Here is a 22,133-nt window from a genome sequence, read left to right as displayed (position 1 = left end):
GCGGCGGTCGGATAGCGGTTCGCGGTCCCTCTGGGCGGCACCACGTGGCAGCACCTGCGGTGCCTACCATGACCAGTGCCGCCCGCATCAATCCTTCTTCGGCAAGTCCTGCAGCAACTGCGCAAGATACCCCTTCCACACCTCCGGATGCGCCAGCGTCTGGTGGCCGTAGGTGCGGCTGCTCTGCGGCACTTCGACGAAGCGGCCGTTCGGCACGCGCGGGACGGTGCGTTGCATGACGCCGAGGTCGACGGCGTTGATCAGGTCGTCGGCGAAATTTACGGCGTAGAGCGGCGCGCGGATCTTGCCCAGGTCCGGCTCGGGGTTGTAGTCCCATGACGATTCGAACCAGTACAGGTAATCGTTGGCGTCATAGCTCTTGCGGGCGTCGGCCACGGCCTTGTCGAAATACTGGTTGACCGGTTCGCGCCCCGGTGCCGATGCCTGCAGGGTGACGGCGCTCTGTGTCATCAAAGCAAACAGCGGCACGGTGTCCGTCCAGCGCACCGGTTGCATGCTGTAGTTGCCGTTCTTCCAGTCAGGATCGCTGCGGATGGCCTCGATCAGCGTGCGCCGCCACAGCCAGTTACGGCCCGCCATTGCCACCGGCTGGCTGGCGATCGGCATCAGCGCGTCCATCATGTCGGGGTGCTTCGCGCCCCAGATCCAGGTCTGCATGCCGCCCATCGAGGTGCCGAGCACCAGCCGCAGGTGATCGACGTGCAGGCCTTCGGTCAGCAGGCGGTAGTGCCCTTCCACCACATCGCTGTAGCCATAGCGCGGGAAGGCGGCGCGCAGGCCGTCGCTCGGTTTGCTGGAGCCGCCGCGGCCGATGCCGTCCGGCATGATGATGAAGTAGCGCGACGCATCCAGCGGCTGGTCCGGCGCGAACAGTTCCTGCTGCATGGCCGGCGCCAGGAAGGCGCGGCCGGTGCCGGTGGTGCCGTGCAGCAGCAAGACGGCGTTGCTTACCTTGCCATCCGCGCCGCGCCTGGGCGTGCCCAGCGTCGCGTAATGCAGCTTCACGCTCGGCAGCACCTGGCCGTCCTGGAAGCGGAAGTCGCGCACGACCACGTCGCCTTCCTGCGGCTGAAGCGCCGGCGCGGTTTGGGCCTGTGCATGGCTCCATCCCATCGCCGTCGCCAGGGCCAGCGCCATCAGTCCATGGCGAGCCTTCCGGATTGTCGTCCCTTGCATGTCTCCTCCCGTTTTTATGTGACGGCGGAAATCATACAAGCGAAGAGAAATTGCTGCCGGCGGCTGGCAGGCTTACTCGGCAAACACCGCCACGCACTCCACCTCCACCCGCGCCCCCAGCGCCAGCCCGTTCGCGCCGAGCGCGCTGCGTGCCGGATACGGTGGCTTGAAGAAATCCTTGTAGACCTCGTTAAAGACCTGCCACTCGCCGATATCGGCCAGCATGATGGTGCACTTGGCCACCCGCTCCAGCGACAAGCCATGCGCTTCCAGCGAGATGCGGATGTTCATCAGCGCCTGCCTGGCCTCTTCGCGAATGCCGCCCGGAACCAGGCGGGTCGAGCCGGGCACGATGCCCATCTGTCCGGACAGGTAGAGCAGGTTGCCGACGCGAACGGCTTCGGAAAATGGCAGGCCTGCCGGCAGCACCTTGTTGGAATTCAGGAACTCCATGGTCGTCTCCGCTGTGGTTGGGCGCGCCCGGCGCAGGCTCCGCGCCCGCTGCCGGCGCGCCGGGCGATCTGGTCACCGTAGAAGGATAGTGCGCTGTAACGCTCCGTAATCCTGTCGCGTTACCGAATCGTTGCAGTTTCAAATGCGAACGATTATCCTTCTCTCTCGCATCGGGCAGTGTGATGACAATGCCACTGCGCCTCCATGCGATGGCGCCGCGCCGGGCGCATCCATCTCCAGAACACCAGGGCAAGACAAGGGCAGCGGGCCAGGCAAGGCTGCGCCCGCCGACCAATCGCAATGACCGAAACCCAGCCGGCTTCCGGCCAGCAGCGCCGCGCCTTCTGGCTGAAACATCTTCACCAGTGGCACTGGATCAGTTCCGCAATCTGCCTGATCGGGATGCTGCTGTTCGCCGCTACCGGCTTCACGCTCAACCATGCCTCGCAGATCGAGGCGAAGCCGCTTGTGGTAACGCGCAATGCGACCGCGCCAGCCGGCCTGCTGGATGCGCTCAGGACGCAGATGCCCGCCGGCGAGGGGAAGGGCAAGGATCACAAGGGGCCGGTGCCCACGGCGCTGGCCGAGTGGCTGTCGCAGGCGCTGGACATCGATGCGCGTGGGCGCGAAGCGGAATGGTCGGGCGGTGGAATCTACGTGTCGCTCCCGCGTCCCGGCGGCGATGCCTGGGTCAGCCTCGAGCTCGACAGCGGCGAGGCCCAGTACGAAAAGACCACGCGCGGCGCGATCTCCTACCTGAACGACCTGCACAAGGGCCGCAACACGGGCGGTGCCTGGAGCCTGTTCCTCGATGTGTTCGCGCTGGCGTGCCTGGTCTTCAGCGTGACCGGCCTGTTCCTGCTCAAGCTGCACGCGGCCGGCCGCGTGGGTACGTGGCCGCTGGTGGGGCTGGGGCTGGTGGTGCCGCTGCTGCTGGCCATTCTTTACATCCACTGAACGGTTTTTCTCTGCATTTCTCTGACGAGGTTTCTTCGATATGCGCCGACTGCTCACCGTCACCCTGACCGGCATGGCCGCGGTTCCCCTGGCCGGCCCGGCCATGGCGGCCGAAATGAACGTCAAGGTGGAAATCCCGCGCCTGAACGTCGCGGAATACCACCGTCCCTATGTGGCGATGTGGGTCGAGCGTGCCGACCAGAGCCCGGTATCGACGCTGGCCGTCTGGTACGACGTGAAGCACAAGGACGGCGAGGGCACCAAGTGGCTCAAGGACATGCGCCAGTGGTGGCGCAAGGCCGGCCGCGACATGCAGATGCCGGCCGACGGCGTTTCCGGCGCGACCCGCGCGGCCGGCGAGCAAACGGTGAGCTTCACCGACGGCAAGGCCCCGCTGGGCAAGCTGCCGGCCGGCAACTACCAGCTCGTGGTCGAAGCCGCGCGTGAAGTGGGCGGCCGCGAGCTGCTGCGCGTGCCATTCACGTGGCCGCCGCAATCCGCGCAGACCGCCCGCGCCAAGGGCGAACACGAACTCGGCGGCGTGACCGTCGACCTGAAGCCGTAATCTCTCCGGAGCCTCGACGATGAACATTTCCGCCATCCTGTCCGCCGCACGCCCGACCCGCAGTTTCGCCAGCCGTATTGCCGTGCTGGCCCTTGCCGCACTGGCGCCGCTGGCCGCGCATGCCCACCGCCAATGGCTGTTGCCTTCGGCCACAGTGCTGTCCGGCAGCGATCCGTGGGTCACGGTGGATGCCGCCGTGTCCAACGACCTGTTCTACTTCGAACACGTGCCGCTGCGCCTGGACAACCTGCAAGTGACGGCGCCCGACGGCAGCGCGGTGAAGGCCGAGAACACCTCCACCAGCCGCTATCGCAGCACCTTCGACCTGCACCTGAGCCAGCCCGGCACGTACAAGGTTTCCGTGGTCAACCAGGGCCTGTTCGCCAGCTACAAGGTAGATGGCCAGACCAGGCGCTGGCGCGGCACGGCCGAGTCGTTCGCGAAGGAAGTGCCCGCCAACGCGCAGGACCTGCAGGTCACGCAGGCCGAAGGCCGCGTCGAGTCCTTCGTCACCGCCGGCAAGCCGAGCGACAAGGGCCTGCGTACCACCGGCCGTGGCCTGGAACTGGCGCCGATCACGCACCCGAACGATCTCGTCGCCGGCGACACGGCCAGCTTCCGCCTGCTGCTGGACGGCAAGCCTGCCGGCAACCTGAAGGTCTCGGTGGTGCCGGGCGGCATCCGCTACCGCGACCAGTTGCAGGAGTTCAGCGCTACCACCGACGCTGACGGCAAGTTCAGCGTCAAGTGGCCGGCGCCGGGCATGTACTGGCTCGAAGCGGAGGTGCGCGACGACAAGGCGTCGGTCAAGCCCGCCAAGTCCCGCCGCGCCACCTATGCGGTGACGATGGAAGTGCTGCCGCAATAAACCCGCCAGTCCCGGTTTGAATCGCGTCCTGATCCCCGTTTCCTTGTCCGCGCCCCCGGTGCCGCTCGCCGCTGATGCGCGGGTGCATCGCTGGGGCGGCGAGACCATGGGCACCACCTGGTCGGTGGTGGCCGTGCTGCCGCCTTCGGCGAATGGGGGTGGGATCCTGCAAGGCATCCAGGCCGTGCTCGATGGCGTGATCGCGCAGATGAGCAACTGGGTGCCGGATTCGGATCTCAGCCGCTTCAACCGCGCTGCGCCGGGCAGTTGGCACGCGCTGCCGGACGATTGCTTTCACGTGCTGCAAACCGCGTTGCAGGTGGCGCGCGACAGCGGCGGCGCCTATGACCCGAGTGCCGGGCCGCTGGTGGACCTGTGGGGCTTCGGCCCGGCGCCGCGGCGCGACACGCCGCCGTCCGCCGATCAGGTCGCGCAGGCGCGGCAGCAATGTGGCTGGGCACGTATCGAACTGGATATCGGCGCAAGGCGCGCCCAGCAGCCTGGGGGCGTTTCGCTGGACTTCTGCGCCATTGCCAAGGGCTTTGCCGTGGACGCCGTGGCTCGCTATCTCGATGCACAGGGCCTGTCCCATCACCTCACCGAGATCGGCGGCGAACTGCGTGGCCACGGCGTCAAGCCGGACGGCATGCCGTGGTGGGTGGCGCTGGAAGCGCCGCCGGGCGTGCAGCGCGAGTCCGACGAACAGACGCTGGTCGCGCTGCACGGCCTGTCGGTGGCGACCTCGGGCGACTACCGGCGCTTTTTCGACAGCGGTGGCCGCCGCTATGCCCACACCATCGATCCGCGTACCGGCTATCCTGCCAGTCACGCGCTGGCATCGGTCACCGTGCTGCATGCGCAGTGCATGATGGCCGATGCGCTGTCCACTGCGCTGACCGTGCTGGGCCCGCAAGCCGGCATGGAACACGCGCGCCGCCACGGCATTGCCGCGTGCTTTCTGGTGCGGCACCCCGATGGCTTTGATGAGCATCTCTCCCCGGCGTTTGCCGCGATGCTGGCATGAGCGACGGCAGCCCGATGCTGACGGATTTGGCCGGCAGCGCGAGCTGGCTGACAGCCGTCGCCGGCGTGGCGCTGGCCATGTCGAGCCCGTCGCGCGCGGGCATGGCCGCGGGCGTGGTGCTTGCCTACGCAGGCTTCTGCGGCGCGGTGCTTGCGCACCATCGTCGCCGTCGCGCGCGCGTGTCGGCGCTGTCGGGCAGTGCGGACAAGGAGGGCGCGACGCTGGTCGCCTACGCCAGCCAGACCGGCTTTGCCGAACAGCTCGCCTTGCAGACCGCAACGGCCCTGCAGGGCGCAGGCATGCCCGTGCAGTTGCTGTCGCTGGCCGATCTCGATGCGGGCCGTCTCGCAGCCTGCCGGCAGGCCCTGTTCGTCGTCAGCACCACGGGCGAAGGCGATGCGCCTGACAGCGCTTCGGGCTTCACGCGCCGCCTGCTGTCCGGGCACGACGGCCTGCGCCAGCTGCGCTATGGCGTTCTTGCGCTCGGCGACAGCAGCTACGCGCGCTTCTGCGCCTTCGGCCACGCCTTGTCCGACTGGCTGCAACGCCACCACGCGCAGCCGCTGTTCGACCTGATCGAAGTCGACAACGGCGATGCCGGTGCGCTACGCCACTGGCAGAACCACCTGTCGGCGCTCAGCGGCGGTGCCGAGATTGCCGACTGGGAGCGTCCGCGCTACGGCAACTGGCGGTTGGCGGCGCGCCATCACGTCAATCCCGGCAGCCAGGGCGCGCCGGCGTTTCACCTCTCGCTGACACCTGCCGATGCAGCGGCGCTGGACTGGCAGCCCGGCGATATCGCCGAGATCGGCCCGTGCCACGCGCCCGCCGAAGTCGACCGGTTGCTGGAGCGCCTCACGCTGGATGGCGCCACGCGCGTGCGCTGCGACGGCCATGCGATGACGCTGGCCGAGGCACTCGCCACGCGGATGCCGCTGCCCGAACCGGCCTTCGCGGCGATGCAGGGTTTGCCGCCGCAACGGCTGATCGACACCCTGCCGGCACTGCCGCACCGCGAATATTCGATCGCCTCGCTGCCCCAGGACGGCCAGCTTGACCTGCTGGTGCGGCAGACCCGCTATGAGGACGGCCGGCTCGGACTGGCCTCCGGCTGGCTGACGCAGCATGCGCCCGCCGGCGCGCGCATTGCGCTGCGCATCCGCCCCAACCGCAGCTTCCATCCGCCTGCCGGTGATCGCCCGATGATCCAGATCGGCAACGGGACCGGCCTGGCCGGATTGCGCGCACATCTGAAGGCGCGCGCTGTGGCGGGCCGTCACCGCAACTGGCTGCTGTTCGGCGAACGTTCGGCGCGGCACGACGGCTTCTTCAGCGATGAACTCGCGGCATGGCAGGCCGAAGGCGTACTCGAACGCCTCGACCTGGTCTGGTCCCGCGACGGCGGCGCACTGCGCTACGTGCAGGACGCCGTGTGGCGGCATGCCGATGCCCTGCGCGAATGGATCGAGGCCGGCGCGGCCATCTACGTCTGCGGCAGCCTGCAAGGTATGGCTGCCGGGGTCGACGACGCGCTGACAGAGATCCTGGGCGAGGACGGCCTGCGCCGCCTGGCCGACGCGGGCCGCTATCGCCGGGACGTCTACTGACTTGCTGCACCGCACGCAATCCAGCGTGCGGAGATCAGCCGCGCGGCTCGCCCGCGCGGCAAGCTTCCTCTATCCTCGGTGTGAACTGTGCGGCATATCGCGCAGCCCATCATAAAAACCGAGGAGACCTGATGTTACGCACCCCCCGCAGGCTGGCCGCCGTGCTGGCATTGCTCGCCACCACCTCCGCCGCACTGGCCGAAGGCCCCGCGCACGCCGAGCGCTTCGCCGTTTCCGGGCTTGAGAAGCCCGCCAGCATCCTGGTGGATCGCTGGGGCGTGCCGCACATCTACGCCAACACGCTCTATGACGCTTTCTACGTGCAGGGCTTCATGGCCGCGCGCGACCGGCTCTGGCAGATCGACCTGTGGCGCAAGCGCGGGCTGGGCGAGATGGCGAAGGATTTCGGCCCGGCCTATGTCGAAGGTGACCGCATGGCGCGCGCCGTGCTGTTCCGCGGCGACATGTACCGCGAATGGCTGGCCTACGGCTCCGACGCCAAGCGCGTGGCCGAGGCGTTCGTTGCCGGCGTGAATGCCTATGTGGCGCTGACCGAGAGCAAGCCGGAGCTGTTGCCCCCGGAATTCCGCAAGCTGAATTACAAGCCTGCGCGCTGGCGTGCGGAAGACATCGTGCGCATCCGCCACCATGGCCTGACGCTCAATTTCACCGGCGAAATCGACCGGGCGCGTGTCTACTGCGAAGCCAGGGACACAGCCGCGCGCGCCGACTGGCTGCGCCGCGAGCTCGATCCGCCGGTCGAACCGAAGCTGCCGGCGGGGCTCGAGACCTGCTCGGTGCCTGCTGCCGAACTGCGCCGCGCCTACGACCTGGCGACGGCCTCGGCGCGCTTCCCCAGGGAAGCCTGGACCAGCGCGAAGGCCGACGCCATACCGCTCGACCAGCTCTACGCGCTGGTGGACCCCAACAGCGACACCGGGCGCAGCCTGGGCTCCAACAACTGGGTCATCGGCGGCAAGCGCACCACCACTGGCCGGCCCATCCTGGCCAACGATCCGCACCGCTCGCACGGTGCGCCGAGCCTGCGCTACATCAGCCATCTCAATGCGCCGGGACTGTCGGTCATCGGCGCGGGCGAGCCGTTCCTGCCAGGCATCTCGATCGGCCATAACGGCACCATCGCATTCGGGCTGACGCGGTTCTACATGGACCAGGAGGATCTCTATACCTACGAGACCAACCCGGCCAATCCGCACGAGTACAAGTACAAGGGCCGCTGGGAGCCGATGGAGACCCTCACCGAGGAAATCGCGGTGAAGGGCGAACCTGCACCGCGCAAGGTCACCATCGACTTCACCCGCCACGGCCCGGTGCTGTATGCCGACGCCAAGCGCGCACAGGCCTGGGCGCTGCGCGCCGCGTGGCTGGACTACGGCATGGCGCCGTACTTCGGCTCGATGGACTATATGCGCGCGCGCAACTGGGATCAGTTCCGCGCCGCCATGAACCGCTGGGGCGCACCCGGCGAGAACCAGGTCTATGCCGACACCGGCGGCAATATCGGCTGGGTGCCCGGCGGGCTGACCGTGAACCGCCCCAACTGGGACGGCCTGACGCCGGTGCCGGGCGACGGCCGCTACGAATGGGCCGGCTATCGCAACATGGACGAACTGCCGTGGGCCTACAATCCGGCGGCCGGCTACATCGTCACGGCCAATGAGAACAACATTCCGCCCGATCATCCGGCGGCCAAACTGGGCGTTGGCTACGAGTGGAGCGACAGCTCGCGCGCGCGCCGGCTCAAGAGCCTGGTGGCGGCCAATCCGCGCAGCTCGGTGAAGGACTCGATGGCGTGGCAGAACGACACCGTTTCGCTGCCCGCGCAGCGCGTGGTGGCGGTGCTCGGGGACGTACGCTCCGACGATCCGCAACTCGCGCGCGGGCTGGACCTGCTGCGCGGCTGGGACGGCAACGAGCGTGCCGACAGCGCTCCGGCGGCATTGTTCGAGGTCTGGTTCAGCAAGCACCTGCGCCCGGCCGTGGTGCGCGCAATCCCCTCGCCAGAAGCGGCGAAGCTGATCGGCGCCGGCGATGCCGCACGCATGATCGAGGTCCTGGAACAGCCGGCGTCATGGATGCCGGTGGCACAACGCAACGAGGTCATGCTGGCCTCGCTCAAGAGCGCCATGGCCGAAGTGGAAGCGAAGCTCGGCGGTGACATGCGCACCTGGCAATGGGGCAAGCTGCACACGGCTGTCTTCGCACATCCGATGGAGCCGATCCTCACGGAAGCCGAGCGCCGGCAATACGACGTCAACGCCGGCCCAATCGGCGGCTCGGCGTTCACGCCGATGAATACCAGCTACCGCAACAGCGACTTCCGGCTGACTGGCGGCGCGTCGTTCCGCATGGTGCTGGATGTGGGCAACTGGGACGCATCGCGCGTGGTCAACACGCCGGGGCAGTCGGGCAACCCAGCCAGTCCGCATTACCGGGATCTGGCGCCGCTGTGGGCCAAGGGGGAGTATTTCCCGCTGGTCTATACGCGCAAGGCGGTGGAGAAGGAGAGCCGTGAGCGGCTGGAGCTGGTGCCGCAGTAACTGAGAGGAAGCGCGCCGGGAGCCGTCCCGGCGCGAGCGATACCGTCGGCTAGCCGACGTACCAGAGGATGCTGACAAACTGGCAGGCACTGCCCGCCAGCACGAACAGGTGCCAGATCCCATGGAAATGCCGCACCTTCTCGTCGAAGAGGAAGAACCCGATCCCCGCCGTATAAAGCGCACCCCCCGCGACCAGCCACCACAGCCCGGCCTTGGGCAAGGCCGCGGCGAGCGGCCCGAAGGCAATCAGCACCAGCCAGCCCATCACCACGTAGATCAGTAGCGAGAACACGCGCGTGCGCCGGCCGATCCACAACTCCTGCGCGATGCCGATGGCCGCCAGCGCCCAGTTGACGCCGAACAGGGCCCAGCCCCACGGGCCGCGCAGCGTGACCAGTGCGAAGGGCGTATAGCTGCCCGCGATCAGCAGGTAGATGGCGCAGTAGTCGAGCCGCTGGAAGAAGTCCTTGGCCGGCCCGCGCAGGCTGTGATACAGCGTGGAGATGGTGTAGAGCAGGACCAGCGTGGTGCCGTACACCACCGAACTGACGACCTTCCACGTGTCGTGGTACAGCGCCGAGGACGTCACCAGTACTGCCATGCCGGCAGCAGCGAGGACGGCCCCCGCGAGGTGACTGTAGCCATTGAAACGTTCTCCGCGGTACATGCGTCGGTCTCCGGGAAAGATCAGGTGGCGCGCATCCGGCTGGTCGCAGGCGGATGCGTGAGCGGCCATTTTCGCATGAGTTGGCGGGGAATCCGCGGGAAAGCCCTGATTGCCGCAAGGGCGCGTTGCCTGGTGGCAACGCGATGCCGGGCATATGTATCTGCAAATCCATTCGTTCCCTGTGTGCCTGCGCACCGCTATCGTCTGGCCATCCAACCTTAGCGAGAAGACACCGATGCGTTCCCGTTCCCCTCTGATCCGCGCCGCCCTGACGCTGATTGCCGGCCTCACCGTACTGGCCCCGGGCATGGCCATGGCCGATCGCCTGGACGATATCCGCAAGGCCGGCGTGCTGCGCGTGGGCGTGTTCGATGCCAATCCGCCGTTCGGCTTTGTCGATGCGAAGACCAGTGCGCCGGCGGGCCTCGACGTCGATTACGCGCAGGAGATCGCCAGGCGCCTTGGCGTGAAGGCCGAGTTCCGTGCCACCAACCCGGCCAACCGGATTCCTCTGCTCGCTTCGCAGAAGGTCGATATCGTTGCCGCCAATTTCACCATCACGGATGAGCGCCGCCAGCAGATCAGTTTCTCCACGCCGTACTTCGCCAGCGGCCTGCAGTTCATCTCGAAGAAGGGCGCGCTGCACCAGCCGGATGACCTGAAGACCTGGCGCCTCGGCGTTGACAAGGGCACAACGCAGGAGACCACGCTGCGCCAGAAGTACCCGGAAGCGCGCGTGATCGCCTATGACGATTCCCCGCTGGCGCTGTCGGCCCTGCGCAGCGGCGCGATCCAGGCCTTTGCCCAGGACGGCGCCAAGCTCGGTGCGCTGCTGGCCACGCTGCCAAACAAGGACCAGTTCGAGATCTCTGCCTTCACGCTGACGCGCGAGTACATGGGCGTGGGCATTGCCAAGGGCGAGGACCGCCTGCAGGCCTCGATCGACCAGATCCTGCTGGATCTGGAGAAGACCGGCGTGGCCGCGCGCATCTACGACAAATGGTTCGGGCCGAAGAGCGCTGCGCCGCTGGCACGTGATTTCACGATCGGGAGCTCTGTGAAGTGAGAGGGTTTTCTCCCCTCTCCCGCCCTGCGGGAGAGGGGAGTTACCGAATCCACTGCCTCTAATGCATTCCATTCTCTGGCAACCCCTGCCCGCCAAATACCTGCACTGGCTGCTCGGCGGCTTTGCCATGACCGTGGCATTGTCGCTGGCAGTCTTCGTCCTCGGCTGTGCGCTGGCCGCGGGCTGGCTGTTGCTGCGGCGTGCGCCGCTGCGGCCGGTGCGCATTGCCGCCACCACAGCGATCGGGTTTCTGCGCAAGACACCGCTGCTGGTGCAACTGTTCTTCTGGTACTTCGGCGCCGCGCAACTGCTCGGCGATGCCGCCATTGGCGCGCTCTTGGACTGGCGCGGGGTCACGCTCGGCGGCCTGACGCTGCCGGCGCCTTCGCTGGAAGCGCTGGCGAGCGTCTTCGGCATTGGCCTCTATGCCAGTGCCTTCTATGCGCAGGAGCTGGAGGCGGGACTCGCTGCCGTCCCGCGCGGGCAGTACGCTGCGGCGTTGGCTTTGGGGTTCGCACCGCGCGCGGCGTGGTGGCGCATCGTATTGCCGCAGGCGCTGCACATCGCTGCGCGCCCGATGGTGGGACAGTTCTGCCAGACCATCAAGAACACCTCGCTGGCGATGGCGACCGGCTTTGCCGAACTGTCATACACCGCACGCCAGGTCGAGACCGATACGTTGATGGCGTTCCAGGCCTTCGGCATCGCCACGCTCCTGTACTTGGCGCTGATCCTGTTGCTGCAGGCGCTCGCCCCGCTCGCGCTGCACCGCCTGGGCTGGGCCGGAGCGCGCCATGCCTGACACCACCGGCCTGCCGGCGGGCCTCGCACTGGTGCTCGGCCAGCTTCCCTACCTGCTGAAGGGCACATTCCCCGATGGCCCGCTGGCTGGTGCCGTGCTCACACTGCTGATGGCCGTGCTCGCGTGCGCCGGCGCCACGGTTCTCGGCATTGTGCTGGCGATCATGCTGGAACTCGCCCCGCCTGCCGTGACAAGGCCATTGCGCGCGCTGCTGGCAGTGCTGCGCGCGATCCCGGTGCTGATGCTGATTTTCTGGACCTACTTCCTGTTGCCGATGCTGGCCGGCGTGCAGGTCGGAGAGGTGCTGACGGTGATCCTCGCGCTCGCGCTGATCGGTGCGGCCTATATCGCGCAAACGCTGGGTGCGGGGTTTGCCGCCATCGGCCGTGGGCAGCAACAAGCGGCACTTGCGCTGGGGCTGGCACCGGTGCGGGCGCTATGGCATATCGTCCTGCCGCAGACGCTGCGCGCGATGCTGCCGTCGCTGGCGAACACGTGGGTGTCGCTGACCAAGGACACGTCGCTGGCCTATATCGTCGGCGTGACGGAGTTGTCCACCGTCGCCACGCAGGTCAATGGCCGCAGCATGGGCTATGCCGCGGAGGTCTTTGCGGCGGTGGCGGTGCTCTACTTCTTGATCTGCTTCGCGATCGAAAGCATCGCTACAGGACTGCTGGCGCTGCGTACCATCCGCCCGCAAGCCCGCGCTCGAACCGGCATCTCCCGCATGTGGCGTCCCGCTCGGCCGGAAGCGCGCTGATCAACTGCCGAGCGCCGCATCCAGCATTGCGGCGAACAGGCCCACCAGCAGGGCGATGGCGGAGGCGATGAACCAGCGGACGGTCCGGCGGTACTCGCCCACTTCGTCATCCTCGATGCGCAGCGCACGGAAGAGCGAGATGATCTGCAGCGTGACAGCGGCCACCAGCGATACGGCGGCGAACAGGGCGCGTGCGTTCCAATGGCCGGGGCTCTCGAATCCCCAGAAGCGCCAGAACGCCAGCGAGAAGCCCAGCAATACGGTGATGGCGGTGATGATCCCCTGCCGATAGCCGGTGGGCACCAGTTGCGGCTTTGGCGGCGAAGGCGCTGGCGGTGTGGATGGCTTGTCGCTGGCGTCGGTCACGTGGCTCTCCCGTTCAGGCCGGATGATCCGGAAGGTGCGCGCCCGCAAGCGGGGTGTCGGCGCAGAGTCGGCTGAATGCGCGAAGAACGATTCCCCGTGGTGCAGCCCGCTGCGGTTGCCATGACAGACCCCTCCGGCCGGCGCGATGATCGCGCAGATGCATCCATGCAGTCTAGTCGGCCATGCCGTGAGTGCAATGCGCCGGCGTTGTGCTGTTCATTCCATTTGTTATCAGGCGCCCGGGAATGGCCCCAATTCAGCCGCCACCGGCACCGCGCCGCGCATGGGTGCGTCGTCGCAAGCCACCGGAAGGGCGGGGAATCTCATCTCGGCATAGGGCACGAAGCGCGTCTTGCGCACCATGCGGTAGCCCAGCCAGATCAGCAGGAAGATCGGGATGCCGATATAGGTGGCGGTCACGGCCACCCAGTCGATCTTGCCGTCGGCGAATGCCTGGTAGTTCTGGCCCAGCGTGACGATCATGCACAGCGCGAACGCAAAGATCGGCCCGTACGGAAAGAACGGCGAGCGGTAGGGCAGGCGGTCCAGGTCCAGCCCCTGCGCCACGAAGCCCTTGCGGAAGCGGTAGTGGCTCACGGCAATGCCGAGCCAGGCAATAAAGCCGGTCATGCCAGACAGGTTGAGCAGCCACAGGTAGACCGACTTGCTCTCGAACAGCGAGGTCAGGAAGCACAGCGCGCCCACGGCCGTGGTGGCCAGCAGCGCCACCAGCGGCACGCCGTTGCGCGTGAGCTGCGCGAACATGCGCGGGGCGCGGCCTTCGGTAGCCAGGTTGTAGAGCATGCGGGTGGAGGCATACATGCCGGAGTTGCCGGCCGACAGCACCGCGGTCAGGATCACCGCGTTCATCACGCCCGCGGCAAAGGCGAGGCCCGCATGGCGGAACACCAGCGTGAACGGGCTTACGCCCACGGTCTGCACGTCGCTCTTGAGCAGGCTGGGATCGGTGTAGGGAATCAGGATGCCGATGATCAGGATTGCCAGCACGTAGAACAGCAGGATGCGCCAGAACACCTGCCGCACGGCGCTCGGAATATTCTTCGCCGGGTCGGCCGATTCACCGGCGGCCACGCCGATCAGCTCCGTGCCCTGGAACGAAAAGCCCGCGATCATCGCCACGCCGATCAGCGCCGGCAGGCCACCGACGAAGGGCGCGTCGCCCATGGTGAGGTTGGCCAGGCCGTGCGACGCAGAGAGGTCGCCGCGCAGGATGCCGAAGATCATCAGCGTGCCGATGATGATGAAGGCGATCACGGTGACCACCTTCACCAGCGCGCACCAGTACTCGGCTTCGCCGAAGCCGCGCACCGAGATCGCGTTGAGCGCGAACATCAGCCCGAGAAACAGCGCGCTCCACAGCACGCCCGGCGTATCGGGGAACCAGTACTGCATGACCAGCTGTGCCGCCGCGAGCTCCACAGCGATGGTCACGGCCCAGTTGTACCAGTAGTTCCAGCCGAGCGCGAAGCCGAAGCCCTCGTCCACATAGAGCGCGCCATAGGTGGCAAAGGAGCCCGACACCGGCATATAGGCGGCGAGCTCGCCAAGGCTGGTCATCAGGAAGTACACCATCGCGCCGATCAGCACATAGGCGGCCAGTGCGCCGCCGGGGCCGGCCTGCGCGATGGTGGCACCCGACGCCACGAAGAGCCCCGTGCCGATCGAGCCGCCGATGGCGATCATGGTGAGGTGCCGTGCGCGCAGGGTGCGGCGCAGCGCGGGCGCATGCGCGCCCGCGGGGGAAGGTTGGGTGGTCATCAGGCGTAAGCGACAGGGCGCATTGGCTGCGCAATAAGCCGGTGCCGGGCTGAAAGGCCGCGGGCGCCGGCTCGTCCGCCAGCTACGCCGGTCGCGCCGGTATCCGCCCTCTGCCTCCCCCCGGATCTACCGGCCGGTATGTTGGGCGGCATCATAAGAGAAAACGGGCACAGCGAAAGGCGCCACCCTGTCCGCAATACCTGCCGCTACAACCCCAGCTGCTTTGCCGCCAGGTCCTTCATGATCTCCTCGGCCCCGCCGCCGATCATCATCACCTTGACCTCGCGATAGAGCCGCTCGACCCGGCTGCCGCGCATATAGCCCATGCCGCCCAGCAGCTGCACGGCGCGGTCGGCGCAGAACTGGAAGGTGCGCGTGGCCATGTTCTTGGCCATGGCGATCTGCGCCACCGGCGCGGCGCCGTCGTCGAGGCGCGCGGCCAGGTCGTCCAGCAGGGCGCGTGTGGATTCGATCCGCGTGGCCATGTCCACCAGCTGGTGGCGCACCACCTGGTGGTCGGCCAGCCGCTTGCCGAAGGTGTGGCGCTCGCGGGTCCAGGCCAGCGCATCGTGGAAGCAAACCTGCGCGTAGCCGCAGGCGGCAGCAGCCAGCGCCAGCCGCTCGTGGTTGAAGTTCTTCGTGATGGCAGCGAAGCCCCTCCCTTCCTCGCCGATCAGGTTTTCCACAGGAACGCGGCAGTCCTCGAAGAACAGCTGCGCAGTGTCAGATGCCCACCAGCCCATCTTCTTCAGCGGCATGCGCGCGAGGCCGGGGGTGTCGCCCTCGATCAGCAGCAGCGATACGCCGCCCGCGCCGGGGCCGCCGGTGCGCACGGCCACAGTGAAGTAGTCGGCGCGCATGCCGGAGGTGATGTAAAGCTTGGTGCCGTTGACCACGTAATGGCCGCCCTCGCGCCGCGCACTGGTCGAAAGCTGCGCGACGTCGGAACCGGCGTCGGGCTCGGTGATGGCCAGCGCGGAGATCCTTTCGCCGGACAGGATCTGCGGCAGCACGCGTGCCCTCAGTGCCTCGCTGCCCGCCGCCGCAATCGGCGGCGCGCCGATGGTGTGCGAGAACAGCCCCGACGCAATCCCGCCGGAGCCACCCCAGGCGCGCTCCTCGAACAGGATCATGCGATAGAACGCATCGCATGGCGCGCCGCCGTATTCCTCCGGAAAGCCTGGCTGCAGCAACCCGGCCTCGGACGCCTTGCGGTACAGCTCGCGCGGAAAGCTGCCGGCTTCGTCCCAGGCCTCGGCATTGGGCGCCACCTCTTTCTCGAAGAAGCGGCGCACGGAGGCGCGGAACGATTCGTGATCGGCGCTGTAGTAGCGCGGGTTTGGCGGCTGCAGGATCATGGTGTCGTTCATTCGGCGGAGGGCGTCAGGCACTGCGGCAGCGTGTAGAGCGGAAAGCCATTGAACGGCTCGGAGCGCCGGTGTTCCGGCTGCGGCCACGTGTGTTTGGCGTTTGGCACACCGCCGTCGATGCGGATGGTCGAGCCGGTGATGAAGGCCGCCGCTGGCGACAGCAGGAAGGCAACTGCGGCGGAGACCTCTGCCTCGGTTCCCAGCCGTTGCAGCGGCACCTTGCGCGCGAGCTGGCGGATCTTCGCCTGGAACTCGGGCGGATAGGTATCGAAGCCGCTGGAAGCAATCCAGCCCGGCGCCACCGCGTTGACGCGCACGCCGGCAGCGGCCCATTCGCATGCCGCGGTTTCGGTGAACGACAGCATGCCGGCACGCGCCGCGCCGGAATGCCCCATGCCCGGCATGCCGTTCCACATGTCGGCGATGATGTTGACGATGGCGCCCCCGTTGGCTTCCATCCATTGCGTGAAGCACTCGCGCGCCACCAGGAAGCCGCCGGTCAGGTTGTTGCGCACCACGGCTTCCCAGCCCTTCAGGCTGATGTCCCGCAGCGGCGACGGGAACTGGCCGCCCGCGTTGTTGAACAGGCCGTCGATGCGGCCGTGCGTCTTCAGTACAGCGGCGATGGTGTCGCGCACCTGCGCCTCGTCGCGGATATCGCAGACATGCAGCGAGATGCGATTGGCAGCCTCTGGCTTGGCTGCGACGATTTCCGCTTTCACCTGCTCGAGCTTCTCCAGCTTGCGGCCGGCCAGCGCGAGGCTTGCTCCGAGGCTGGCCAGCTCATGCGCGGTGCAGCGGCCGATGCCGCTGCCGCCGCCGGTGACCAGGATGGCGCGGCCCGCGAACAGCTCGCGATGAAAGATGGAACGGTATTGCATGCCGGTCTCCTGGATCATGGATTGGCGGTCAGGCCGAGCCGCTTCACGAGCTTGCCCTGGCTGTCGTAGCGCTGGCGCGCGAAGGCCGTGTAGCCGGCGCTGTTCAGGTAGGCGGTCTCCTGGTCAAAGCGCACCAGCATCTTCCGCATCGCCGGATCGTTCAGTGCCTTGCGGAACGCGTCGTGCAGCACCTGTACCGCCCGCGGATCCATATTGCGCGGGCCCGCAATGCCGAACGGCGAGGTCGACTCCATGTCGATGCCGACGTCGCGCAGCGTCGGCGCACTGGGCCAGCGGTGCGAATGCGCAGCGGTCCACAGCACCAGCCAGCGTGCCTTGCCGCTGTCCACGTAGGGGCCGATGCCGCCGGCGGTGACCGCCAGGTCGATATGTTCACCCATCATCGCGGTGATGATCTCGGACTCGCCCTTGTACGGCACATGGTTGAGCTGGATGCCGAGCTTTTGGCTGATCTCTTCCATCGTCACGTGCATGGTGCTGTTGGTGCCCGTGCTGCCGTAGCTGATCCTGCCAGGGCGGCGGCGGGCATCTTCGACCATCTCCTGCCAGGACTTCCACGGCGCGTCGGCGCGCACCGCCACGCCCAGTGTGTAGCCGGTCAGGTGGATGACGTAGGTGAAGTCCTGCATCGGGTCGAACTGTGTCTTCTGCAGGTGAGGGAGGCGGAACACCGGTTCCGGCATCACCGTCAGCGTGTAGCCGTCGGGCTTTGCGCGCGCCACGACGTTGGCGCCGAGCCCGCCCGCCGCGCCGGGCCGGTTCTCGACGATGACGCGCTGGCCGAGCGTCTTGCTGGCGCCTTCGGCCAGCGTGCGCACCAGCGTATCGGTGGCGCCGCCGGCCGCGAAGGGCACGATCAGCGTGACCGGCTGGGTGGGAAAGCTGTTGGCCAGTACGTGGCGCGATATCAGGGTGCCCAGCGGCGCCATGGCCAGCAGCGCGAGCGTGTTGCGGCGCCGGCAGTCGATCCGGTCGGCTGACTCCGTCGTGTCCTGCGTCATTGCAACCCTCCGCCGTGGCCCGCTTGCGCTGTCAGGACCAGCGCATCGAGGGCGACGGCACCGCGCCCGGCCTCGCGCACCAGCAAGGGATTCACCTCCATCTCGGTGAGTCTGTCGCCGAGCGCCATGGCGGCGTCGGACAGCGCGGCAATCGCGTCGGCCGCGGCGTCGATGTCGGCCGCGGGCTTGCCGCGGAAGTCGGTCATCAGGCGGTAGCCGCGCAGGCTGGCAAGCATTTCGTGCGCCATGGCCCGGTCCACCGGCAGCAGGCGGTGCGCGACGTCGTGGAATATCTCGGTGAAGATCCCGCCCAGGCCCACCGTCATGGCCGGACCGAAGACCGGATCGCGCGTCACGCCCACGATCAGCTCGCACACGCCGCGAGCCATCTGCTGTACCAGCACGCCACGCTGGCGGGCTTGCGGCATGGCCCGCCTGGCAGCGTCCACCACCTCGACCGCCGCCGCCTCTACCTGGGCGGCATCGGCCAGTCCCAGCCGCACGCCGCCCACTTCCGTCTTGTGGGCGATATCCGGGCTCAGCACCTTTACCGCGACCGGGTAACCGATGCCCGTGGCAGCCCTGGCGGCATCTTCGGGGCTGGTGGCGACCACCTCCGTGCTGACCGGCACGCCGAAGCCCGCCAGCCATTGCTTGGCCTGGTATTCGTCCATGGGCCCGGAAGGGATGTAGCCGGCCGCGCCGCCGCCCACCTGCGCGCGCAACGCCATCCAGCGCGCGGTCGGCGCGGCCGTGCCGAGCCAGCCCACGTAGGTGCCGAGGGCCTTTGCCGCGCGCGCGCAATCCGGGAACAGCGCGATGCCGGCGTCGGCCAGCCTGGCCCGGCTGGCGGGCTCGCCCGTGGTGGCGACCACGATCAGGCGGTTGGTCTTGCCGGCCACTTCGATCAGCTCGCCGGCCACGCGGTCGAGCAGGTAGGCGGTGGCGTAGAGGTAGATGACGTCGATGCCGTCATCGGCGGCCAGGTTGTCGAGCACGGCGTAGGCCAGGCCATCGCGGTTGAACAGCTGGCCGGTCATGTCCACGGGGTTGGCCACACCGCCGATCTCCGGCACCGCCGCCAGCAGGCGCTGCTGCACCGCTGCGGAAAGCTGCGGCACTTCCAGCCCGGCCGCGCTGAGCAGGTCGGCGGACAGCGCTCCCATTGCGCCCGACACCGAGGCCACTACCACGCGGCGCCCGGCGCTGCGATGGCGGAAGCCTGCCAGGTAGGCCAGGTCGGTCAGGTGCGTCGGGTCGCTCGCCTGCATCGCGCCGAGCTGTGCGAACGCGGCGCGGTAGATGGCCTGGTTGCCGGCCAGCACGGCGGTATGCGATTGGGTGGCTGCCGAGCCGGCCTCGCTCTCGCCCGCTTTCAGCAGGATCAGCGGCTTGTCCGCCGCACGCAGCTGCGCCGCGGCATCGATGAAGCGGCTGCCGTTGCGCAGGCCTTCCACATAGCCCACCACCGAACCGGTCTGCGGGTCGTCGGCAAGGAAGTCGAGGTAGTCCGCGTAATCCAGGCAGGCCTCGTTGCCGGTGTTGATGAACTGGTGAAAACCCACGTCCATCTGCCGGCCGGTCGCGTAGACGATGGCGCAGACGTTGCCGCTCTGCGTCAGCAGGCTGACGGTGCCCGGGCCGTCCTGCGGCGGAAAGGCGCGGAAGGTGGTGGCGAAGGCGGTGATGGCGCGCGTGGTCAGGTTGGCCAGCCCCATGCAGTTGGGGCCGGCGATGGCCATGCCGCTTTCTCGCGCGAAGGCGGTCAGGGCGGCCTGGCGCGCGATGCCCGCTTCCCCGGCTTCGGCAAAGCCCGAGGCGTAGACGATCGCAGCGCGGATGCCGCGCGCGTGGCAGCGCTGCAGCTGCGGCAGCACCTCGTCGGCGCCCAGCGCCAGCACCGCCACGTCGGGCACGTACGGCAGGGATTCCACATCGGGATAGCACGCCAGGCCGGCGATCTCCGCATAGCGCGGATTGACCGGACAGATCGTGCCCTGGTAACCAAGGCGCTGCAGGTGGTCCAGCGCCACGCCGCCGATCCGGCTGGTATCGCGCGAGGCGCCGACAATGGCAATCGAGGCAGGCTCGAGCAGTTGCGAGAGGGCGGCGCGCGCCGAAGCGCTCGCCGTAGCGGACAGGGTCATCGTCATCTCCATCCTTCCTGTGTCGGAAGGTGGCCCGATTCAAGCCTATCGGGAGCCGAACGGACAAGGGCTCGGGCTCCAGGTGTGCACATTGTGAACAGAGAATGCCGCGCCGCCGGCTCTGCGAATCGCTCCGGTGTGTGCGTCTGGCGCAACGTTGTTGCGCTGCAGCGGTGCATCAGGGGCGGATTTGTAGGACAAACGCCCGTAGCGGAAAGGAAACTTTCCACTGCCGGCGGGCAGCGCGGCAGGCTATGTTTGGAAGTAGCGGGCGCCGGGCACGTCGGCTCTCGTGTTCCCGGCGCAGGGAGAGAACCCGATGATCCAGACGATCCGCCATTCCCGGACCAGCAGGCGAAGCGACGCGGCTTCGCGGATGGACCTGCTCGACTGGCTGGTGCGGGCGCGGCGCCTGATGACGGTGGTCGTCCTGTGTTGCTGCGCGGGCATCATGGCCGGCTGCGCCAGCCTGCCAGCCTCGGCGCAACGCACGCCTTCGGTGGCGCCCGCCAACACCAGCGACACGCCGCTGGGCAAGGTGCTGGCGTCGCGGCTGGCCCAGCATCCTGGCGAGTCGCTGTTCTATCCGCTGCAATCCGGACCCGACGCCCTGGCCGCACGGCTGGCCATGGCGCGAGCGGCCACGCGCAGCCTGGACCTGCAGACCTATGAATTCGTGACCAAGGGCACCGGCGCCGCGGTGCTGGGCGACATCATCGACGCCGCCGACCGCGGCGTGCACGTGCGCGTGCTGCTGGACGACCTGCGTACCGAAGGCATGGACAAGACGCTGTCGGCCATCGATTCCCATCCGAACATCGAGGTCCGGCTTTTCAACCCGTTTGCCAACCGCAGCATGCGCTGGCTGGAGCTGCTGCTGGGCTTCAGCCGGCTCGACCGCCGCATGCACAACAAGTCGATGACGGTCGACAACCAGATTTCGGTGGTAGGCGGGCGCAATATCGGCGATGCCTATTTCGGGGCGCGGCCGGACATCGACTTCAGCGACCTCGACGTGCTGATTGCAGGCCCCGCCGTGCCGCAGGTTTCGGCGGTCTTCGACGAGTACTGGAATGACGAGTCGGCCTATCCCGTTGCCGCGCTGATTACCGGCGGCGAGAAGACCCCTCTCGAGGCGCGCGCGCTGCGCAAGCAGCTCGAAGTCAAGGGCGACCAGGCACGCGCCAGCCCCTACGTGCAGGAGCTGCTCGATTCGGGCCTGGCAAAGGGGATTGAACGCGGCCACATGCCCGGCTACACCGGCAAGGCCGTAGTCGTGGCGGACAAGGCGGCAAAGATCACGCACAAGCTCGAGGAGGACGGCGATGCCACCACGCGTCTGGAGAAGCTGATCAACAGCGCGAAGAACGAGGTGGTGCTGGTGTCGCCTTACTTCGTGCCGGACGACGACGGCGAGGCATGGCTGGTCGCCATGGCCAGGCGCGGGGTCAAGGTGCGGATCCTGACCAATTCCTTTGCCGCGACGGATGTCAGCGCCGTGCACGCCGGCTACGCACCGCACCGCGAGGCGCTGGTGGCCGCCGGCATCGAGTTGTACGAACTCAAGCCAAGCGCCTACGAGGAAATCTCGAAGCGCAACAAGCGCTCGCGCACCTGGATGGCGTCCAGCCGGGCCAGCCTGCACGCCAAGAACTACATCGTGGACCGGCACCTGGTATTCATCGGCTCGCTCAATATGGATCCGCGCTCGGCGAAGCTGAATACCGAGATGGGCGTCGTGCTGGACAGCCCGGCGCTGTGCGAACGGATGATCAAGAGCATGGAGGATGGCTTGCTCGATATGGCATATCGGGTGGAGCTACGGACCGATGCCGATGGCAATCATCGTCATCTGACGTGGACCACGCGTGAGAAGGGGCAGTTGAAGACCTACGACAGCGAGCCGGGGATGGATCCGTTGCAGCATATCGGGATCGGGGTGTTGAGGGTGTTGCCGATCAGGGAGGAGTTATAGGCGGGCCTGAACATAGAATTCGCTCGCACGCTAGTCGCGGTTGGCTCGCTCGCCTTACCTCCCGGA

19 protein-coding genes are annotated in these 22,133 nt (G+C 67.6%); 10 read left to right on the top strand and 9 right to left on the bottom strand.

Annotated features, from left to right (window positions below; genetic code table 11):
* Positions 1-87: 87 nt before the first annotated feature.
* The gene (locus RM96_RS35665) at positions 88-1,197 is read right to left on the bottom strand and encodes an alpha/beta fold hydrolase (protein WP_082016862.1); all 1,110 of its coding nucleotides are present in this window, start codon (positions 1,195-1,197) and stop codon (positions 88-90) included.
* A 72-nt stretch (positions 1,198-1,269) separates the two neighbouring features.
* The gene (locus RM96_RS35660) at positions 1,270-1,650 is read right to left on the bottom strand and encodes a RidA family protein (RefSeq protein ID WP_039016475.1); all 381 of its coding nucleotides are present in this window, start codon (positions 1,648-1,650) and stop codon (positions 1,270-1,272) included.
* Between the two features lie 300 nt (positions 1,651-1,950).
* Between RM96_RS35660 and RM96_RS35655 the strand changes: the two genes are divergently transcribed.
* The 6 genes from RM96_RS35655 to RM96_RS35630 all read left to right on the top strand — a co-directional run bounded on the left by RM96_RS35655 (position 1,951) and on the right by RM96_RS35630 (position 9,232).
* The gene (locus RM96_RS35655) at positions 1,951-2,607 is read left to right on the top strand and encodes a PepSY-associated TM helix domain-containing protein (RefSeq protein WP_039016474.1); all 657 of its coding nucleotides are present in this window, start codon (positions 1,951-1,953) and stop codon (positions 2,605-2,607) included.
* 40 nt (positions 2,608-2,647) lie between these two features.
* On the top strand, positions 2,648-3,172 hold the full coding sequence (locus RM96_RS35650; protein WP_039016473.1) for a DUF2271 domain-containing protein: 525 nt from the start codon (positions 2,648-2,650) through the stop codon (positions 3,170-3,172).
* 19 nt (positions 3,173-3,191) lie between these two features.
* Positions 3,192-4,040 carry a DUF4198 domain-containing protein gene (locus RM96_RS35645; protein WP_039016472.1) on the top strand — a complete coding sequence of 283 codons (849 nt, stop codon included), beginning with the start codon at positions 3,192-3,194 and terminating at the stop codon, positions 4,038-4,040.
* Between the two features lie 16 nt (positions 4,041-4,056).
* Positions 4,057-5,064, top strand: a complete 1,008-nt coding sequence (locus RM96_RS35640) for an FAD:protein FMN transferase (RefSeq protein ID WP_039016471.1) — start codon at positions 4,057-4,059, stop codon at positions 5,062-5,064.
* The gene (locus tag RM96_RS35635) at positions 5,061-6,671 is read left to right on the top strand and encodes a sulfite reductase subunit alpha (RefSeq protein ID WP_443112298.1); all 1,611 of its coding nucleotides are present in this window, start codon (positions 5,061-5,063) and stop codon (positions 6,669-6,671) included. Before RM96_RS35640 ends, RM96_RS35635 begins: the two co-directional genes overlap by 4 nt.
* 131 nt (positions 6,672-6,802) lie before the next feature.
* Complete coding sequence (locus RM96_RS35630) at positions 6,803-9,232, top strand: penicillin acylase family protein (RefSeq protein WP_039016470.1); 2,430 nt, start codon at positions 6,803-6,805, stop codon at positions 9,230-9,232.
* Between the two features lie 49 nt (positions 9,233-9,281).
* Here RM96_RS35630 and trhA read toward each other — a convergent pair whose 3' ends face one another.
* The gene (trhA, locus tag RM96_RS35625) at positions 9,282-9,899 is read right to left on the bottom strand and encodes a PAQR family membrane homeostasis protein TrhA (RefSeq protein ID WP_039016469.1); all 618 of its coding nucleotides are present in this window, start codon (positions 9,897-9,899) and stop codon (positions 9,282-9,284) included.
* A gap of 235 nt (positions 9,900-10,134) precedes the next feature.
* On the opposite strand from trhA, the gene RM96_RS35620 reads away from it, so the two are divergent.
* The 3 genes from RM96_RS35620 (at position 10,135) to RM96_RS35610 (ending at position 12,527) form a co-directional block, all read left to right on the top strand.
* The gene (locus RM96_RS35620) at positions 10,135-10,965 is read left to right on the top strand and encodes an ABC transporter substrate-binding protein (protein WP_039016537.1); all 831 of its coding nucleotides are present in this window, start codon (positions 10,135-10,137) and stop codon (positions 10,963-10,965) included.
* A 61-nt stretch (positions 10,966-11,026) separates the two neighbouring features.
* Complete coding sequence (locus RM96_RS35615; RefSeq protein WP_039016468.1) at positions 11,027-11,767, top strand: amino acid ABC transporter permease; 741 nt, start codon at positions 11,027-11,029, stop codon at positions 11,765-11,767.
* Complete coding sequence (locus RM96_RS35610) at positions 11,760-12,527, top strand: amino acid ABC transporter permease (RefSeq protein WP_052279932.1); 768 nt, start codon at positions 11,760-11,762, stop codon at positions 12,525-12,527. The genes RM96_RS35615 and RM96_RS35610 overlap by 8 nt, the downstream gene beginning before the upstream one ends.
* On the opposite strand, the gene RM96_RS35605 is transcribed toward RM96_RS35610, so the two are convergent.
* The 6 genes from RM96_RS35605 to RM96_RS35580 form a co-directional block, all read right to left on the bottom strand.
* Positions 12,528-12,893 carry a hypothetical protein gene (locus tag RM96_RS35605; RefSeq protein WP_039016467.1) on the bottom strand — a complete coding sequence of 122 codons (366 nt, stop codon included), beginning with the start codon at positions 12,891-12,893 and terminating at the stop codon, positions 12,528-12,530. It abuts the gene before it with no gap.
* 231 nt (positions 12,894-13,124) lie between these two features.
* The gene (locus tag RM96_RS35600) at positions 13,125-14,672 is read right to left on the bottom strand and encodes an amino acid permease (RefSeq protein WP_039016466.1); all 1,548 of its coding nucleotides are present in this window, start codon (positions 14,670-14,672) and stop codon (positions 13,125-13,127) included.
* 206 nt (positions 14,673-14,878) lie between these two features.
* Complete coding sequence (locus tag RM96_RS35595; RefSeq protein WP_039016465.1) at positions 14,879-16,042, bottom strand: acyl-CoA dehydrogenase family protein; 1,164 nt, start codon at positions 16,040-16,042, stop codon at positions 14,879-14,881.
* Positions 16,039-16,923, bottom strand: coding sequence for an SDR family oxidoreductase (locus tag RM96_RS35590; RefSeq protein ID WP_039016464.1), 885 nt, complete (start codon positions 16,921-16,923; stop codon positions 16,039-16,041). The genes RM96_RS35595 and RM96_RS35590 overlap by 4 nt, the downstream gene beginning before the upstream one ends.
* A gap of 14 nt (positions 16,924-16,937) precedes the next feature.
* Positions 16,938-17,945: a tripartite tricarboxylate transporter substrate binding protein gene (locus tag RM96_RS35585; RefSeq protein ID WP_039016463.1), complete on the bottom strand. Its 1,008-nt coding sequence runs from the start codon at positions 17,943-17,945 to the stop codon at positions 16,938-16,940.
* Positions 17,942-20,092: an acetate--CoA ligase family protein gene (locus tag RM96_RS35580; protein ID WP_052279931.1), complete on the bottom strand. Its 2,151-nt coding sequence runs from the start codon at positions 20,090-20,092 to the stop codon at positions 17,942-17,944. Before RM96_RS35580 ends, RM96_RS35585 begins: the two co-directional genes overlap by 4 nt.
* Positions 20,093-20,411: 319 nt before the next feature.
* Here RM96_RS35580 and RM96_RS35575 point away from each other — a divergent pair, with 319 nt between their 5' ends.
* Positions 20,412-22,067: a phospholipase D family protein gene (locus RM96_RS35575; RefSeq protein ID WP_082016861.1), complete on the top strand. Its 1,656-nt coding sequence runs from the start codon at positions 20,412-20,414 to the stop codon at positions 22,065-22,067.
* Positions 22,068-22,133 lie beyond the last annotated feature (66 nt).

It is taken from the genome of Cupriavidus sp. IDO (genome assembly GCF_000812465.1).
GTDB lineage: Bacteria > Pseudomonadota > Gammaproteobacteria > Burkholderiales > Burkholderiaceae > Cupriavidus.
This window is presented reverse-complemented; position numbering and strand designations above follow the sequence as displayed.